We start from the raw sequence: 15,244 nt of genomic DNA, 5'->3' as shown, positions 1-15,244 counted from the left end.
CGCCCTCTCACGCTTCCCCGGCCGCAGTACGCAGGAACCGCTCCAAGTCGTCCGTGCTGTAACCGAGTTTCGGCCCACGTTCCGCCGCCATGAGCAGCAGCTGACCGACGATCTCGGCGCCCCACCCGTCGCTGCCGTCCGAGGCCCACTCCCAGAGCTTCTCGATCCCCAGGTCGGTCATCAGCAGCCCATGTTCGGCCCTGATCTCGGCGCACACGTCGGCGACGGCCTCGAGCAGCGTGGCCGCGGGGCGCTCACATCTGAGCCCGAAATACGAACCGAGGTCCTCCACTGCGCACCCCTCGGGTGGGCGCGCCCTGATTCCGTCGTAGCGGGGATCATCCGCATGTGGATACTCCGCCACCGGGCAGTGGGCGAGCGTGAATCGGTGCCACCCTGCCGGTAGGGGCGGCGGTGGGCGGTACGCATCGAGGCCGAAGGCCTCGTGCGCCAACGCCGAGGCCTCATCGTGTGTATCCGCGGTCACGGTGGCCCTCCCGCTGCCGTCATCGGCCACCGCCGTCCACCGGCCGGTGGACTCGTCACGGCTGAAACGAATCGAAAGCGCCATACCTCACCGTCCCACCCACCAGTGACAACGCCGCCTCATCTCGGCCACCGCCCCTCCCGGTTGGCCTCCGTGACCCGCGCCCGCAGCACCACGCCGGGCGGCGCCGGTTGCACCGATTCCGGTGGGCAGTCCCACTCCGCCCCACCGCCCGGCGGCCGCAGCTGCACGTACGGTCCGACGCACCCCATCACGCGCCCCACCCGACCGTCCCGCGAGTCCACCGCGTACGTCCCGGGCTCCGGCGTACACGGTTCGAGTCCCTCACCCGTCATGACCGGCCTTCCCGTCGCACTTCTTCTCTAGTACGGCGCTCAGCCGCAGCGCCGTGTCGATGTTGCAGCGCCCGAGATCCACCAGCGGCGCGGGCTCGTTCCCCGCGCACGACACCGGATCGATCCGCAACGACGGCAGCGTGAGCCCCACGCCCTTCAACCCCTGCCTCAGCGTCTCCACCGCGTCCTCCGCCTCCCGCACTCTTCCGGCGGCAACCCGTCGTCGCTCCGTAGTGGTCATCCTGCACACCTTCCACGCTCGGTAATCACGATGCATACCCAGCGTGTCCGAAGCCCGGCTAGCCTGGAAGTGGCGCAGGTCCAACAACCGCAGTTGTGTCACAGGGAGTTGCCATGCCGAGCCCCAAGAAGCTCGACCCGTCCTCGTCTCCACGCGCCCTCCTGGGCGCGGAACTTCGCCACCGAAGGGACCGGGCCGGCCTCTCCCAGGAAGAGCTCGGCCTCCCGCTCTTCGTCAGCGGCTCGTTCATCGGCCAACTGGAGTCCGGTACGCGCCGGATGCAGTGGGACCAGGCCCAGAAGTTCGACGAGATCCTGCATGCGGACGGGTTCTTCGTGCGGAACTGCACCGCTCTGAAGAAGTCGAAGTACCCGGACCACTTCGTGGAGGCGGCGGAGGCGGAGGCCGTCGCGAAAACCATCAAGGAGTACGCGCCACAGCTGATCCCTGGGCTCTTGCAGACGGAGGCGTACGCACGCGCAGTCTTCCGGGGCGGACTGCCGATGGCCGCGGAGAGCGTAGTCGACGACCTGACCATGGTGAGGCTGGATCGCGCGCAGCTGCTTTCCGATCCAACAACGCCCTTGTTGTGGTCGGTGCTGGATGAAGCGGTTTTACGTCGGAAGGTCGGCGGAATGACAGTGATGGCAGAGGCGCTCAACCACGTCCTGAAGCTGGCACGTGAACACCGGATCATCGTGCAGGTACTGCCGTTCAACGCGGGCGCCCACATGGCCATGGAAGGTCAGCTCAAACTGATGTCCTTCGATGACGCTCCCCCGCTCGCCTACCTTCAGGGCCTGGGCACAGGGAAGTTATACGACGATCTCGCAACCGTCAGACACTACGAACTGACTTACGATCTGGTGGCGGCCAGCGCATTGTCACCGGAAGCGTCCCTGGCCCTGATCGAGTCAGCGGCGGAGGATTACGCGCATGAAGCTCAGCAGTTCTGACTACGACCTGACCACAGCAACCTGGCACAAGTCCTCGTACAGCGGCGCAAGCGGTGGCGACTGCCTCGAGGTCGCCGACGGCCACCCCGGCATCGTCCCCGTCCGCGACTCCAAGGTCCCGGACGGCCCGGCGCTGCTGTTCCAGACGGCGGCGTGGTCGTCCTTCGTCGCGAGCCTCAAGCGCATTTAGGCCGTTTCGGGGTTTGCCGGGCAGCAGCCTTCCATGGTGCGGCGACACGAACTGGCAGATGCGCAGCGGCAGCAGATCCTGGCCGAGTCACAGATCGAGACCGACGCCGCCGACCTCGACGGCCAACTGGCCGAGGCCGTCGAGGAGGAGACCCGGCAGGGCGCACGGGAATGGGCGGTGGACATCGACGTCAGGATCAGCAGCAGGTCGTCCTGTATCGGTCGGCTCAGCCAGTGATGGCGACCGGCGCATCCCACGCGTCGCGGTCCACGGTGATCGTGAAACCGTTCCGCGTCTCCTTGCTGTTGACCATGTACTGGTGGGCGCGGCTGTGGTTGGTGAACTGCGTGGAACCCCACGGCCAATCCGTGGTCGTGGTGTTCGTCTTGTCCCACAGGGCGTACCAGAGATTGCCCGGCAGGTCGGTCTTGTCGGTCGCGGTCGCGATGGCCTTGGCGCTGGAGCTGGTGAAGCCGTAGTACCCGGTCCGGTAGGTCTTGGCGTGCAGCGCCTTGTCGAAGGCGCGTACGTACGTCAATACCGCTTTGTTGCACGCCGTGTTGGTGATGTCGTACGACTCCATGTCCAGGTAGATCGGGCTGCCGGCCTTCATGCCGAGAGCCGACGCCTTGGTCACCGCGTCCGCACCGTCGGTGGCGCCGAGCGAGGCGGCGGTGGAAGCGGTGAGTTTCTCGGGGCTCGAGCCGGTCTGGCAGCTCGGCTGGGCGCCGACGTACAACGGGATGAGCTTCCAGCCGACCGTGCTGACCGACTTCACCCAGGATGCGGTGAGGTTGGGCTGGCTGCAGCCGCGGTTCTTGCCACCTATGTAGACGGCGGCGGCGCCGTAGAGCCCGCCGTGCCAGGCCTTCATCGCGGACAGGGAGGGCGCGGCGCAGGTGTCGAAGGCGCGGCCGGTGTACGTCTTCTGCGCGGGCCACGTCGTGGCGGCCATCGAGGTCTGCGCGGCGATCCCGGCTCCGGCCACCACGGCGGCGCCTGCCGTCGCCCAGGCGATGTAACGGCCCTTCTTCGATATCCGGTGCTTGGACATCCCCACCCCATTCATGAGACGCGCCACGGCATGCGTGACGTGCGAACCAAAGAAAGTTGAGCCCCTGACACGACGCCCATCCACCACACCGAGAGAAGGCGTGCGACCCCTGGCGTCCGGGGCGTTTCGCACCGTAACCGACGCGTCCCCTCTTGTCGGGAAACCCCGCACCTTGATCGCCACAAGATTCCCTCAAGTCACGGCAAAACCCGGCGTTGCCGCGCCGAACAGCGCCTTGGCCCACGCCCGTCCACGGCGGTCCGGTGGTGGCCGCCGAAGCCGACCGGGATGTTCGCCGGTCGATGGTTCATGCGGGGTGAAGTCAGGGGCTGTGTGCTCCGGGGCTCAAGCCCCGTACTCCGAGCGCTCTTTCAAGGAATGGGTGGCGGGCCTCAACCCACCCACCCTCCCCAGCAGGCAAGTTCACTTTTCGTGACCGGCTTGCCACGCATGGTGCGGACGCTCTAGCGTTCCGAACAACGAACGACCCCTGCCGGTGCTGGAACACCGAACAGGGGTCTGACCAGCAAGATCGAAAAGAGCGATCCCATGGCTGACAGCCAGCTTAGTGCTGCCTCGTGCGCACCGCACGTACCCCCGCACAGCCCGCACACGCCGCCGCACCCGATGGCCAACCCTGGCTACGGCAAGCGGTCCGCCTCCGGCCAACGCCCTCGTACCGCGCACGACTTCGCACACCTTCCGCCGCGTGAGGCCGCCGTCGCCGCCTATGTCGACCGGCTGCCGGACGGCGCCGACATCGCCGTGAAGACGCTGGCCAAGGTCTTGCCGTACGGGCAGTGCGCGCTGCGGACCGCGCTGAACAACCTCCAGCGGGCCGGGCATCTGCGCCGGGGCAGCGAGCACGTCATCGGCTCGGGCAGCGCGCGCTGGGTGACGCGTACGTTCTTCTCCCGCACGCCTCGCGACGACAGCTGGTGGGCGGCGTTCACCAGGGGCGACGTACCGCCGGAGCAACGGCGGCCGACCCGCTCCCGGGCATTCGTCCTGCTGGCCGCACTCGGCCGCAGCGCACCCGCGCTGAGCCTGTCATCGACGGACTGCACAGCGCTGGAACCGTACGTCACGGCGTGGTTCGACCGGGGCGCCACCGAAGTACAGCTGCTGCACGCACTGACCGACGGGTTGCCGGTCCCGGTGCATCACGCGGCGGCACTGGTCCGCAGCCGCCTGACCACCAAGATGCCACCCGAACGGGTCGCTCCGCCCACACCGTCCGCCGCGCTGCGGGTCCTGGAGTGCGCGAAATGCGGCACACCGGGCCGGGCGGAGACGCTGCCCGGCGGCGAGTGCGGGCCATGCCGGGGTGAGCAGACCTCCGTACCGGCGAGCAGCCGCGGGATCCCGGCTGACGGAGTCAGCGACCGGATGGCCGAGGTGCGGGCCGCGATGGCCCCCGCCCCAAGAGGCAGGGCGCAATCACCTGACGCCCGAGTTGCGCGATTGCGATGAGCGCCGCGTGGTCATCAGGGCGGCCGTGTCACCGCAGCGGGCCCGACACCGCTCGGTGTCGGGCCCGTTGGGCGGTCAGCGCGTGGGCCGGGGTGCCGGATCGGCACCCCGTCTCATGCGTCAGGCGTGGGCGCCGGCCTTGCGACGGCGTGCGACGAACACCGCGCCCGCGCCGATCGCCAGAGCTGCGCCGCTCGCGAGGGCGAGCTGCGACGTCGCGGAGGACGTGCCCGTGGCGGCGAGGCTGCCGCTCACGGGACTGGCCGACGCGCCGCCCTGCGGCGTGAGGTCCGACGTGTTCGGCTCGGTCGTGCTCGGCTTGGCGTCGTCGACCTTGCCGGGCTTGCTGCCCGCGGCGGCGATCAGGAACTCGTAGCCCTCGAGGTCCGGGTTCCCGCCGCAGGTGCCGTTGTCGTTGAAGTAGTCACCGGCGACGAAGGTGACGCCGTTGCCGGCGGGGGCCGAGGCGTCGACCGTGAGGCGCATCTTGACGTCGGCGTGGGCGCCGGCCTTCAGCGGGCTGATGGCGTCCATGTAGTGCTCGTTGTCGACGGTCTTCCACGTCGAGGACGAGGCGGACGACCACTGCAGGTGCACCAGGTCGTCGATGTCCTTGAGCCCGCTCTTGTCGGTCGCGTGGACGTAGGCGAACGGAAGCACCTCGTCCATCGTCTTGTCGGTGCCGTTGGTCACCCGGAGATCGAAGTTGACCTTCGTGCCGGCGACGACCGTGGACGGCAGACCCGTGACGACCGTGGTGAGCTTGGCCTCGGGGACGCAGTCCTCGCCGCCCTCACCCGCCTCCTCCTTCGCCTTGGCCAGCGCCTCGTCGGCGGCGGTCTTGTCGGCGAGCGCCGCCTCGGTGGCCTTCTGCGCCTGGTTCAGCGTCCGGGCTGCGGCGACCCGCTCGTCGTCACGCGCGTCCAGGGCTTCCACGACCTTGGCATCCGCGGCGGTCTTGGCATCGGCGGCTGCTGCGGCGGCGGCCTCCGCCTCGGTGAGGGTCGTCGCCGCCGCGGCCTTCTCCTCCTCGGTGGCCGTCTCCGGGAGGGCGTCGACCGCCGCCTTGGCGTCGACGACCGCCTGGTCGGCATCGGTCTTCGCGGTGGCGGCGTCGGCTGCCGCGGCCTCGGCCGCCTCGGCCGCAACGGCCAGCGGAGCGGTGTCGGACAGGACCGCTTCCAGAGCCGCGTAGGCGGCACTCTGGGCCGCTACGGCGTCGTCGTACGCCGCCTGCGCTGCCTCGGCGGCCTTTTCCAACTCCGCGATGGACGGCTTCTCCTGCGTCTGCGCTGCCGGCTTGTCGTCGGCGAACGCGGGGGTGACCGACAGCAGGAGGGCAGGCGTGGTCACTGCGGCGGCAACAGCTGTGGCAAGAATCCGGCGAATCTTCACAAGAGCCCTTCGGGGTCCGAAAAGAGAAGAAGGGTCGCAGCGGAATGGGACACGCATATGCGACTTGAGGTGATCGTATGACCGGGGCAGCCGTATACCGTCACGAGTTTTTCACCCGCTCCGGCCCACACCACCACACCGGGACAGACAGAAGAGACGAATGGGTGCAGTTGCTTTCACTCCCTGCACTTTCGCTGTGAGGAATGCCACACACCCTGGACGCGGCCGTGGGACCCCCGACTCAGGGGCGTCATCACGTGGCGTCCGACCTACACGATTGCGGTGAGCGCCTGATGACCATCAGCCGCCGGCAGCGTCCATGAAAAGTTTCCTACCGGCCGGTAGACATGAGGCTCGGCCTCACCGAGTGTTGAACGCGTGCATGTCAACATCGACCCAGGAGACACCCTCATGAGCCGAAGCCGTACCCGGTTCGCCCGTACGGCGGGCGTCGCCGCCGCGGCCGCCGTTCTCGCCCTCGTCGCGCCCGCCACAGCCGCCCAGGCCGCCCCCGTGTCGTCGCCCACCGCCGGGGCAACCGCCACGTCCTGGGCCCCCGGCGGCAATGCCGCCATCCTGGGCATCGACTACGGCACCTGGCAGCGTGATGTCGCCGCGGTCATCGACGTGGCCCGCCCCTACATCCAACAGCGCATCGCGCAGACCCCCGCGGGCCAGAAACCGGCGATCGTCCTCGACATCGACAACTCGTCGCTGGAGACGGACTTCCACTACTTCTGGACGTTCCCGACCCCCGCGATCGCCCAGGTCCGCGATCTGGTCCGGTACGCCGACTCCCAAGGCGTCGCCATCTTCTTCGTCACCGCCCGCCCGGGCATCATCGCCTCGCTGACGCAGCACAACCTCACCGCGGTCGGCTACCCGGTGACCGGCCTCTACGTCCGCGACCTGCCCGACCTCTTCGACGAAGTCAGCACGTACAAGACCGCCAAGCGTGCCGAGATCGAGGCCCGGGGCTACACGATCATCGCCAACATCGGCAACAACGAAAGCGACCTGGTCGGCGGCCACGCCGAGCGGACGTTCAAGCTCCCGGACTACGACGGCAAGCTCTCCTGACCGCTGACCGGCCGTCACCGCCGCGGACATGGCATCGGCCCCCGGGACCTGTACAGGTCCCGGGGGCCGATGTGCGACCGAAACTACTGATCCGTCAGGATCAGAAGTCCATGTCACCGCCCGGCATACCGCCCGGAGCGCCCGCAGAGGCCTTCTCCGGCTTGTCGGCGATGACGGCCTCGGTGGTCAGGAACAGCGCGGCGATCGACGCGGCGTTCTGCAGAGCGGAGCGCGTGACCTTCGCCGGGTCGAGAATGCCCTCGGCGATCATGTCGACGTACTCGCCGGTCGCGGCGTTCAGACCGTGACCGATCGGCAGGTTGCGCACCTTCTCGACGACGACGCCACCCTCGAGACCACCGTTGACGGCGATCTGCTTGAGCGGGGCCTCCAGCGCCAGCTTGACGGCGTTGGCACCGGTCGCCTCGTCACCCGAGAGCTCCAGCTTCTCGAAGACGGCGGAGGCCTGCAGCAGCGCCACGCCACCACCGGCGACGATGCCCTCCTCGACGGCCGCCTTCGCGTTGCGAACGGCGTCCTCGATGCGGTGCTTGCGCTCCTTGAGCTCGACCTCGGTGGCGGCACCGGCCTTGATGACGGCCACGCCGCCGGCCAGCTTCGCCAGGCGCTCCTGGAGCTTCTCGCGGTCGTAGTCCGAGTCCGAGTTCTCGATCTCGGCACGGATCTGGTTGACGCGACCCTGAACCTGGTCGCTGTCACCGGAACCGTCGACGATCGTGGTCTCGTCCTTGGTGATGACGACCTTGCGGGCGCGGCCCAGCAGGTCCAGGCCGGCGTTCTCGAGCTTGAGACCGACCTCCTCGGAGATGACCGTGCCACCGGTGAGGATGGCGATGTCGCCGAGCATGGCCTTGCGGCGGTCACCGAAGCCCGGGGCCTTGACGGCAACGGACTTGAAGGTGCCACGGATCTTGTTGACGACCAGGGTCGACAGAGCCTCGCCCTCGACGTCCTCGGCGATGATCAGCAGTGCCTTGCCGGACTGCATGACCTTCTCCAGCAGCGGAAGGAGGTCCTTCACGTTGCTGACCTTGGAGTTGACGATCAGGATGTACGGGTCGTCCAGGGACGACTCCATGCGCTCCATGTCGGTGGCGAAGTACGCCGAGATGTAGCCCTTGTCGAAGCGCATACCCTCGGTGAGCTCGAGCTCCAGACCGAAGGTCTGGGACTCCTCGACGGTGATGACGCCTTCCTTGCCGACCTTGTCCATCGCCTCGGCGATGAGCTCGCCGATCTGGGTGTCGGCGGCGGAGATGGAGGCCGTCGAAGCGATCTGCTCCTTGGTCTCCACGTCCTTGGCCTGCTCCAGCAGAGCGGCGGAGACGGCCTCGACGGCCTTCTCGATGCCCCGCTTGAGGGCCATCGGGTTTGCACCCGCGGCTACGTTGCGAAGGCCCTCACGGACGAGCGCCTGGGCGAGAACGGTGGCGGTGGTCGTACCGTCGCCGGCGACGTCGTCCGTCTTCTTGGCGACTTCCTTGACCAGCTCTGCGCCGATCTTCTCGTACGGGTCCTCGAGCTCGATCTCCTTGGCGATGGAAACACCATCGTTGGTGATCGTGGGCGCGCCCCACTTCTTCTCGAGGACGACGTTGCGGCCCTTGGGGCCAAGGGTGACCTTGACGGCGTCGGCGAGCTGGTTCATCCCGCGCTCGAGACCGCGCCGTGCCTCCTCGTCGAACGCGATGATCTTGGCCATGTGAAGTGGTCCTCCCGGACAGGGGTGGATTTCTCCGGACCGAGTGGCGCCCGCGACGGACGGCCTGCCTGCCCGGTGGTTCCTTGCCCCACCGGGCCTGCGGGCCTCACCGGCCCGGTCCAAGTTCTGTCACTCTCACCTGGAGAGTGCTAACGCCAATGATTAGCACTCGACCCCCACGAGTGCAAGCGCCCCCGGCGGTTGTGGACAAGGCGCCGACCGGGCGACGCCGCGTGGGATGTCGTGGGGATGCCACGCGGGGTGACGGCCGGCACGACGCGTGAAGGGCCCGTCCCCCTGGGGGTACGGGCCCTACATGCGTGAGTGGTGTCGTTGGCCGACCGCGCCGAGCTCAGCCGACGGCGAGCTTGACCATGTCCGCCTGCGGCCCCTTCTGGCCCTGCGAGATCTCGAATTCAACTCGCTGACCCTCTTCGAGGGTGCGGTACCCGTCCATCTGGATCGCGCTGTAGTGGACGAAAACATCCGCACCACCGTCGACCGCGATGAAGCCGTACCCCTTCTCCGCGTTGAACCACTTGACGGTGCCCTGAGCCATGCCTAACTCCCCTATTACTGGCCCTTGCACAGGACCGCACTTCGCGGGCCCGGGTCAGAACTCACCCTCCGACAGGAGAGGGTGCGTGCGCCGGAACGCGTCGACCGCGGCCGAATGTATCTGCCCAACTGCCCTCTGCAACAGGTCAATCGGACGAGAATTCTGGGCAGCACCGAACGCCCGAATATGCGGAATTTATGCGATTCCAGGGCAACTCGGGCCGGGCAAAGGCCACTTATGACACAAGGAGTTCGAACACTTTGGCTGCATCTTGTCGCGGGCGGGCGCATTCTCATATGCGGTCGGCACGGGCAGCGGAGGGGACTTCCCAACTGTACCGCGCTTAACCATGCAGAATTGCCCCCTCCGCTTACCTCGCAGAGGGGGCAATTCCGGTGACGCTGTGAAGTCGGCCGCGGGGGCCACGGAGAGTCCGCGCCGGGGCGACGGAGGGTCAGCAGCCGCCCGCGACGGCCGGGATGATCGAGATGCCGGCGCCGTCCGGGGTGGCCGCCTCCAGGCCACCCTCGAAGCGCACGTCGTCGTCGTTGACGTACACGTTCACGAACCGCCGCAGCTTGCCCTGATCGTCCAGGACGCGCGCGGCGATACCCGGGTGGTTCTGCTCCAGCGACTCGATCACCTGGGAGAGGGTCGCGCCCTCGGCCGGGACCTCGGCCTGACCGCCCGTGTAGGTGCGCAGGATGGTGGGGATACGGACCTTGACGCTCATGTGGGTGCCTTCCTTGCGTCTCGGGTGGACGTCACGGATGGACGTCCCGGTGGTCGGGTCAGCTGCGGGCCAGGCCGGCGGCGCGGAACGCGTCGAGGCTGGGCCGGATGGTCGCCGTCGGACCGGTGGTCGGGGCGACCGCGTCCAGCGTCTTCAGACCGTCACCGGTGTTGAGGACGACGGTGGTGAGCGTCGGGTCCAGCAGGCCGGCCTCGATCAGCTTCTTCGTCACACCGACCGTCACCCCGCCGGCCGTCTCCGCGAAGATGCCCTCGGTGCGTGCCAGCAGCTTGATCGCGTCGACGACCTGCTCGTCGTCGACGTCCTCGACGGCGCCGCCGGTCCGGCGGGCGATGTCCAGGACATAGGGGCCGTCGGCCGGGTTGCCGATCGCCAGCGACTTGGCGATCGTGTTCGGCTTCTGGGGGCGTACGACGTCGTGACCGGCCTTGAAGGCGGTGGAGACCGGGGAGCAGCCCTCGGCCTGGGCGCCGAAGATCTTGTACGGCTTGTCCTCGACGAGACCGAGCTTGATCAGCTCCTGCAGACCCTTGTCGATCTTCGTGAGCTGCGAGCCGGACGCGATCGGGATGACGAGCTGGTCCGGCAGCCGCCAGCCGAGCTGCTCGCAGATCTCGTACGCGAGCGTCTTGGAGCCCTCGCCGTAGTACGGGCGCAGGTTGACGTTGACGAAGCCCCAGCCCTCGCCGAGCGGGTCACCGATGAGCTCCGAGCAGAAGCGGTTGACGTCGTCGTAATTGCCCTCGATGCCGACCAGTTCACCGCCGTACACCGCGGCCATGACGACCTTGCCCTGCTCCAGGTCGTGCGGGATGAACACGCAGGACCGCAGGCCGGCCCGGGCCGCGGCCGCGCCCACGGCGCCGGCGAGGTTGCCGGTGGAGGAGCAGGAGAGAGTGGTGAAACCGAAGGCGCGGGCGGCCTCGACGGCGATCGCGACGACGCGGTCCTTGAAGGAGTGCGTCGGATTGCCGGAGTCGTCCTTGACGTACAGGCCGCCGGTGACGCCCAGTTCGCGGGCGAGGTTGTCGGCCTTGACCAGCTTGGTGAAGCCGGGGTTGATGTTGGGCTTGTCCGCGACATCGGCGGGGACCGGCAGCAGCGGCGCGTAACGCCAGATGTTGTTCGGGCCGGCCTCGATGCGCTTCTTCAGCTCGTCCGGGGAGCCGCTCGGCAGGTCGTACGCCACTTCGAGCGGCCCGAAACAGGTCGCGCAGGCGAAAATGGGACCGAGCTCGAAACGCTCTCCGCACTCGCGGCAGGAAAGTGCCGCGGCGGGACCGAGGTCGACAGCGTCGGCGGAAGAATTGGTGCTCACTGCAACGGTCTGCGTAGCCATGATGGCGAGGCCCTTTCTCCTCATCTTCCTCGCGACGCATTTCGCCACGAGACGGAATTGGCACCTTCCCCACCTGACCTCGCGGTCGGCAGGAGGGTTGCCGGGACTTCAACGGGCCGTTCCCTCAGTCCCTCTGGATGAGCGCTGTGGCACTGGATCATCGATCCAGGCATTTATCGGCGGAGGACCCCGGCATGCGAGGGTCATCCGCGTTGTTCAAGACTGTAACCGAAGCATCGGACGGTTGAGATAGCCGTCCGAACCGCGAGATGGATCACATACAGGGAGTATCGGTCGTGCTGGAAGAGGTCGAACGCTGGCTGACCAGGCGCTCCTGGTCGGCCGCCGACCGCCCGCTGGACCGGCTCGTCGCCGCCAGGGCCAGGGATCCGCAGCGCGGAAGTGTGAGCGTCGTGCTGCCCGCCCTCAACGAGGAGGCGACGGTCGGCGCGATCGTCGAGACGATTCGGGTCGAGCTGATGGAGAAGGTCCAGCTGGTCGACGAGCTGCTGGTGATCGACTCCGGGTCGACGGACGCCACCTCAGAGGTCGCCCGGAAGGCGGGCGCCCGGGTGGTGCACCGTGACGACATACTCCCGCGGATACCCGCCGTGCCCGGCAAGGGCGAGGTTCTCTGGCGATCACTCCTGGTCACCGAAGGTGACATCGTCTGCTTCATAGACGCCGACCTGAAGGACTTCTCCGCGGACTTCGTCTCCGGCATCATCGGCCCGCTGCTCACCGATCCCGAGGTGCAGTTCGTGAAGGCGATGTACGACCGCCCGCTCGGAGACACAGCAGGCCAGGGGGGTCGCGTCACGGAACTGGTGGCCCGCCCGCTGCTCAATCTGCACTGGCCGCAGCTGGCCGGCTTCGTCCAGCCGCTGGGCGGCGAGTACGCGGTGCGGCGCTCGCTGCTGGAGCGGCTGCCGTTCCCGGTCGGTTACGGAGTGGAACTGGGCCTGCTCGTGGATGCGCTGCACACCGTGGGGCTGGACGCGCTGGCACAGGTCGATGTGGGGGTCAGGAAGCACCGCCATCAGGACGGGCAGGCACTGGGCCGGATGGCGGCGGCGATCTACCGGACGGCGCAACTGCGCCTCTCGCGCGGCCACTTGGTACGACCATCCCTCACCCAGTTCGAACGCGGCGAGACCGGCTTCGTACCGCGCACGCACGCCGTGGACACCGAGGAGCGGCCGCCGATGCAGGAGATCAGGGAGTACGTTTCGCGCCGCGCCGCCTGAGGTGGTCTGACTTCGCACGTTTGGGCGGTTCGCGATCGGGCTAGATTCCGCAACATGGTCTCCGAGCACGTGATCACGTCTGCTGCCCAGGTACTCGTCGCGTCCAACCGCGGCCCGGTCTCGTACGCACTGAGCGAGGACGGTTCGATCAGCGCCAAACGGGGCGGCGGCGGACTCGTCTCCGGGCTGAGCGCCGTCGAGGACAAGCTGTGGGTCTGCGCGGCGCTCGGCGACGGGGACAGGGAGGCGGTCCGGCGCGGGATCGCCGAGCCGGGCGTACGGATGCTCGACATCGACGCCGATGTGCACGCCGACGCGTACAACGGCATCGCGAACTCGGTGCTCTGGTTCGTCCACCACATGCTGTACCAGACGCCGCTGGAGCCGGTCTTCGACGCGGAGTTCCGCCGGCAGTGGGCATCGTTCGAGGCATACAACCTGGCCTTCGCGCAGGCGCTCGCCGAGGAGGCGGGCGAGGGCGCGGCGGTGCTGGTGCAGGACTACCACCTGGCCCTGGTCCCCGGCATGCTCCGCGACCTCCGCCCCGACCTGCGGATCGGCCACTTCTCGCACACCCCGTGGGCCCCGGTCGACTACTTCCGCCTGCTGCCCGACGACATCGCGGAGCAGCTGCTGCGCGGCATGCTCGGCGCGGACCGGGCGGGCTTCCTGACCCGGCGGTGGGCGGACGCGTTCACCGCCTGCTGCACGGAGGTCCTGGGCGGCACCGGCCGGACGAGGATCGGCGTGCACGGTCTGGGCGCGGACGCGGACTTCCTGCGCCGCCGCGCGCACGAGGCGGACGTGGACGAGCGGATGGCGATCCTGCGGGAGCAGGTGGGCGGCCCCGGCCGGAAGACGATCGTGCGGGTCGACCGTACGGAACTGTCCAAGAACATCGTCCGCGGGCTGCTGGCGTACCGGGAGCTGCTGAACACCCGCCCGCAGTGGCGCGAGCGGGTGGTGCATGTGGCGTTCGCGTACCCGTCGCGGCAGGACCTGGCGGTGTACCGGGAGTACACGGCCGAGGTGCAGCGGCTGGCGGACGACATCAACGAGGCGTACGGAACGCCCGATTGGACCCCGGTCCTGCTGCATGTGAACGACGACTTCGCGCGCTCGCTGGGGGCGTACCGGCTGGCGGACGTGGCGCTCGTCAACCCGATCCGCGACGGCATGAACCTGGTCGCGAAGGAGGTTCCGGTGGTCTCCGACCAGGGCTGCGCGCTGGTGCTGTCGCGGGAGGCGGGGGCGTACGAGGAGCTGGGCGCGGACGCGATCGTGGTGAACCCGTACGACGTGTCGGCGACGGCCGTCGCGCTGCACGAGGCGCTGACGATGCCGGACGGGGAGCGGGCGGAGCGATCGAAGCGGCTGGCTGCGGCGGCGACCGCGTTGCCGCCGCAGCGGTGGTTCCTGGAACAGTTGGAGGCGCTGCGGCGGGACTGACCGTCCGGCGGCGATCGTTCAGAGGCGCCGGGCGAGGGCCGCGAGGAAGTCGACCACGGCCGCCGGACCCGACAGCAACAGGTCCGCCCGCTCGGCCAGTTCCGGCACTTCGGCGCTTCCGCTGCACACCAGCAGCCCCGGGATGCCCTCGGGGCCCTCCGTGCGGAGCTTCTCCACCGCGGCGTACGCGGCGAGGTCGCCCAGGTCGTCCCCGGCGTACAGGACGGACTCGGCGTCCGTCTCCCGTACGTACTTCGCGAGCGCCACGCCCTTGTCCATGCCGGGCGGACGCAGTTCCAGGACGAGGCGCCCCGGCTCGACGATCAGTCCGTGCCGGGCCGCGAGCTCACCCAGCGGGCCACGCAGCGCGTCGAAGGCGGCCTGCGGGTCGGCGGCGCGGCGCGTGTGGACGGCGAGCGCCTGACCCTTCTCCTCGATCCATGTGCCGTGCCATGAGTCGAACCGGTCCAGCACGCCCGGGAGTTCGGCGCGGACCGCCGCCACACCGGGGTGCGGGGCGGGCGCGTGAACGGTGCTGGAGACGGCGTCCCAGCGTTCGGCGCCGTAGTGACCGAGGACGACGAGGTGGTCGAGGCCCGGGACACCCGCGAAACCTCCGTGCCGGACTGCGACACCGGCCGGGCGGCCGGTGATCACGGCGACGGAGGCGACCTTCGGGGCGAGCGCGGCGATGGCCGGGACGGTGCCGGGGTGGGCGCGGGCCTGCTCCGGGTCCGGGACTATGTCGGCGAGGGTGCCGTCGAAATCGAGGGCGACCAAGGCGCGGTCGGGGCGGGCCAGGATGGCGGCGAGGCCTTCGCGGCCGGCCGGCGTGGTGGGGGTGGGGAGGGGTTGCTCTGGGTTGCTGCCCATGTGCCGAGCCTATCGGGGGTGCCGGAGCGCGGCTACGGGTGCGCCTGCGGCGGGCCTGTCGTCCGGCC

General features: G+C 68.8%; 17 protein-coding genes and 1 riboswitch. Of the genes, 7 read left to right on the top strand and 10 right to left on the bottom strand.

Going from position 1 to position 15,244, the window contains the following annotated elements:
- Nucleotides 1-7: 7 nt before the first annotated feature.
- From ACIA8E_RS26475 to ACIA8E_RS26465, 3 genes are read right to left on the bottom strand one after another with little or no spacing between them, the layout of a single operon-like run.
- The gene (locus ACIA8E_RS26475) at nt 8-571 is read right to left on the bottom strand and encodes a hypothetical protein (RefSeq protein ID WP_399301800.1); all 564 of its coding nucleotides are present in this window, start codon (nt 569-571) and stop codon (nt 8-10) included.
- A 35-nt stretch (nt 572-606) separates the two neighbouring features.
- Nucleotides 607-843 (bottom strand): hypothetical protein, encoded by a 237-nt coding sequence (locus ACIA8E_RS26470; RefSeq protein ID WP_399301799.1) that lies wholly within the window; start codon nt 841-843, stop codon nt 607-609.
- Nucleotides 833-1,084: a hypothetical protein gene (locus tag ACIA8E_RS26465; protein WP_399301798.1), complete on the bottom strand. Its 252-nt coding sequence runs from the start codon at nt 1,082-1,084 to the stop codon at nt 833-835. Before ACIA8E_RS26465 ends, ACIA8E_RS26470 begins: the two co-directional genes overlap by 11 nt.
- Nucleotides 1,085-1,197: 113 nt before the next feature.
- On the opposite strand from ACIA8E_RS26465, the gene ACIA8E_RS26460 reads away from it, so the two are divergent.
- Genes ACIA8E_RS26460 through ACIA8E_RS26450 form a run of 3 tightly spaced genes read left to right on the top strand, consistent with a single transcriptional unit; the run spans nt 1,198 to nt 2,467 of the window.
- On the top strand, nt 1,198-2,040 hold the full coding sequence (locus tag ACIA8E_RS26460) for a helix-turn-helix domain-containing protein (RefSeq protein ID WP_399301797.1): 843 nt from the start codon (nt 1,198-1,200) through the stop codon (nt 2,038-2,040).
- On the top strand, nt 2,021-2,230 hold the full coding sequence (locus tag ACIA8E_RS26455) for a DUF397 domain-containing protein (protein WP_399301796.1): 210 nt from the start codon (nt 2,021-2,023) through the stop codon (nt 2,228-2,230). The genes ACIA8E_RS26460 and ACIA8E_RS26455 overlap by 20 nt, the downstream gene beginning before the upstream one ends.
- Before the next feature lie 33 nt (nt 2,231-2,263).
- A complete protein-coding gene (locus ACIA8E_RS26450) occupies nt 2,264-2,467 on the top strand; it encodes a hypothetical protein (protein ID WP_399301795.1) in 204 nt (67 codons plus the stop codon).
- On the opposite strand, the gene ACIA8E_RS26445 is transcribed toward ACIA8E_RS26450, so the two are convergent.
- Nucleotides 2,457-3,284, bottom strand: a complete 828-nt coding sequence (locus ACIA8E_RS26445) for a glycoside hydrolase domain-containing protein (protein WP_399301794.1) — start codon at nt 3,282-3,284, stop codon at nt 2,457-2,459. The two genes, ACIA8E_RS26450 and ACIA8E_RS26445, sit on opposite strands and share 11 nt — an antisense overlap.
- A gap of 549 nt (nt 3,285-3,833) precedes the next feature.
- On the opposite strand from ACIA8E_RS26445, the gene ACIA8E_RS26440 reads away from it, so the two are divergent.
- Nucleotides 3,834-4,757, top strand: coding sequence for a hypothetical protein (locus tag ACIA8E_RS26440; RefSeq protein WP_399301793.1), 924 nt, complete (start codon nt 3,834-3,836; stop codon nt 4,755-4,757).
- A gap of 120 nt (nt 4,758-4,877) precedes the next feature.
- Here ACIA8E_RS26440 and ACIA8E_RS26435 read toward each other — a convergent pair whose 3' ends face one another.
- On the bottom strand, nt 4,878-6,152 hold the full coding sequence (locus ACIA8E_RS26435; RefSeq protein WP_399301792.1) for a peptidase: 1,275 nt from the start codon (nt 6,150-6,152) through the stop codon (nt 4,878-4,880).
- Nucleotides 6,153-6,563: 411 nt separating this feature from the next.
- On the opposite strand from ACIA8E_RS26435, the gene ACIA8E_RS26430 reads away from it, so the two are divergent.
- Nucleotides 6,564-7,232: an HAD family acid phosphatase gene (locus ACIA8E_RS26430; RefSeq protein WP_399301791.1), complete on the top strand. Its 669-nt coding sequence runs from the start codon at nt 6,564-6,566 to the stop codon at nt 7,230-7,232.
- Between the two features lie 100 nt (nt 7,233-7,332).
- On the opposite strand, the gene groL is transcribed toward ACIA8E_RS26430, so the two are convergent.
- The 4 genes from groL to thrC all read right to left on the bottom strand — a co-directional run bounded on the left by groL (nt 7,333) and on the right by thrC (nt 11,607).
- Entirely contained in the window at nt 7,333-8,955 is a 1,623-nt protein-coding gene (gene groL / locus ACIA8E_RS26425; RefSeq protein ID WP_399301790.1) for a chaperonin GroEL, read from the bottom strand.
- Between the two features lie 352 nt (nt 8,956-9,307).
- Nucleotides 9,308-9,514, bottom strand: coding sequence for a cold-shock protein (locus tag ACIA8E_RS26420; RefSeq protein WP_003967346.1), 207 nt, complete (start codon nt 9,512-9,514; stop codon nt 9,308-9,310).
- A gap of 454 nt (nt 9,515-9,968) precedes the next feature.
- Nucleotides 9,969-10,247 carry a MoaD/ThiS family protein gene (locus ACIA8E_RS26415; RefSeq protein WP_030933077.1) on the bottom strand — a complete coding sequence of 93 codons (279 nt, stop codon included), beginning with the start codon at nt 10,245-10,247 and terminating at the stop codon, nt 9,969-9,971.
- Between the two features lie 58 nt (nt 10,248-10,305).
- The gene (gene thrC, locus ACIA8E_RS26410) at nt 10,306-11,607 is read right to left on the bottom strand and encodes a threonine synthase (protein ID WP_030933081.1); all 1,302 of its coding nucleotides are present in this window, start codon (nt 11,605-11,607) and stop codon (nt 10,306-10,308) included.
- Nucleotides 11,608-11,624: 17 nt separating this feature from the next.
- Nucleotides 11,625-11,751: riboswitch (SAM riboswitch) on the bottom strand.
- A gap of 152 nt (nt 11,752-11,903) precedes the next feature.
- On the opposite strand from thrC, the gene ACIA8E_RS26405 reads away from it, so the two are divergent.
- Nucleotides 11,904-12,854 carry a glucosyl-3-phosphoglycerate synthase gene (locus tag ACIA8E_RS26405; protein WP_399301789.1) on the top strand — a complete coding sequence of 317 codons (951 nt, stop codon included), beginning with the start codon at nt 11,904-11,906 and terminating at the stop codon, nt 12,852-12,854.
- 54 nt (nt 12,855-12,908) lie between these two features.
- Nucleotides 12,909-14,303: a trehalose-6-phosphate synthase gene (locus tag ACIA8E_RS26400; protein ID WP_399301788.1), complete on the top strand. Its 1,395-nt coding sequence runs from the start codon at nt 12,909-12,911 to the stop codon at nt 14,301-14,303.
- An 18-nt stretch (nt 14,304-14,321) separates the two neighbouring features.
- Here ACIA8E_RS26400 and otsB read toward each other — a convergent pair whose 3' ends face one another.
- Complete coding sequence (otsB, locus tag ACIA8E_RS26395) at nt 14,322-15,176, bottom strand: trehalose-phosphatase (protein ID WP_399301787.1); 855 nt, start codon at nt 15,174-15,176, stop codon at nt 14,322-14,324.
- Between the last annotated feature and the right edge of the window lie 68 nt (nt 15,177-15,244).

The organism is Streptomyces sp. NPDC051664, from assembly GCF_044453545.1.
In the GTDB taxonomy this organism is placed as follows: domain Bacteria; phylum Actinomycetota; class Actinomycetes; order Streptomycetales; family Streptomycetaceae; genus Streptomyces.
Note: the sequence above shows the minus strand (reverse complement) of the source record. Positions and strands in the feature narration are given on the sequence as shown.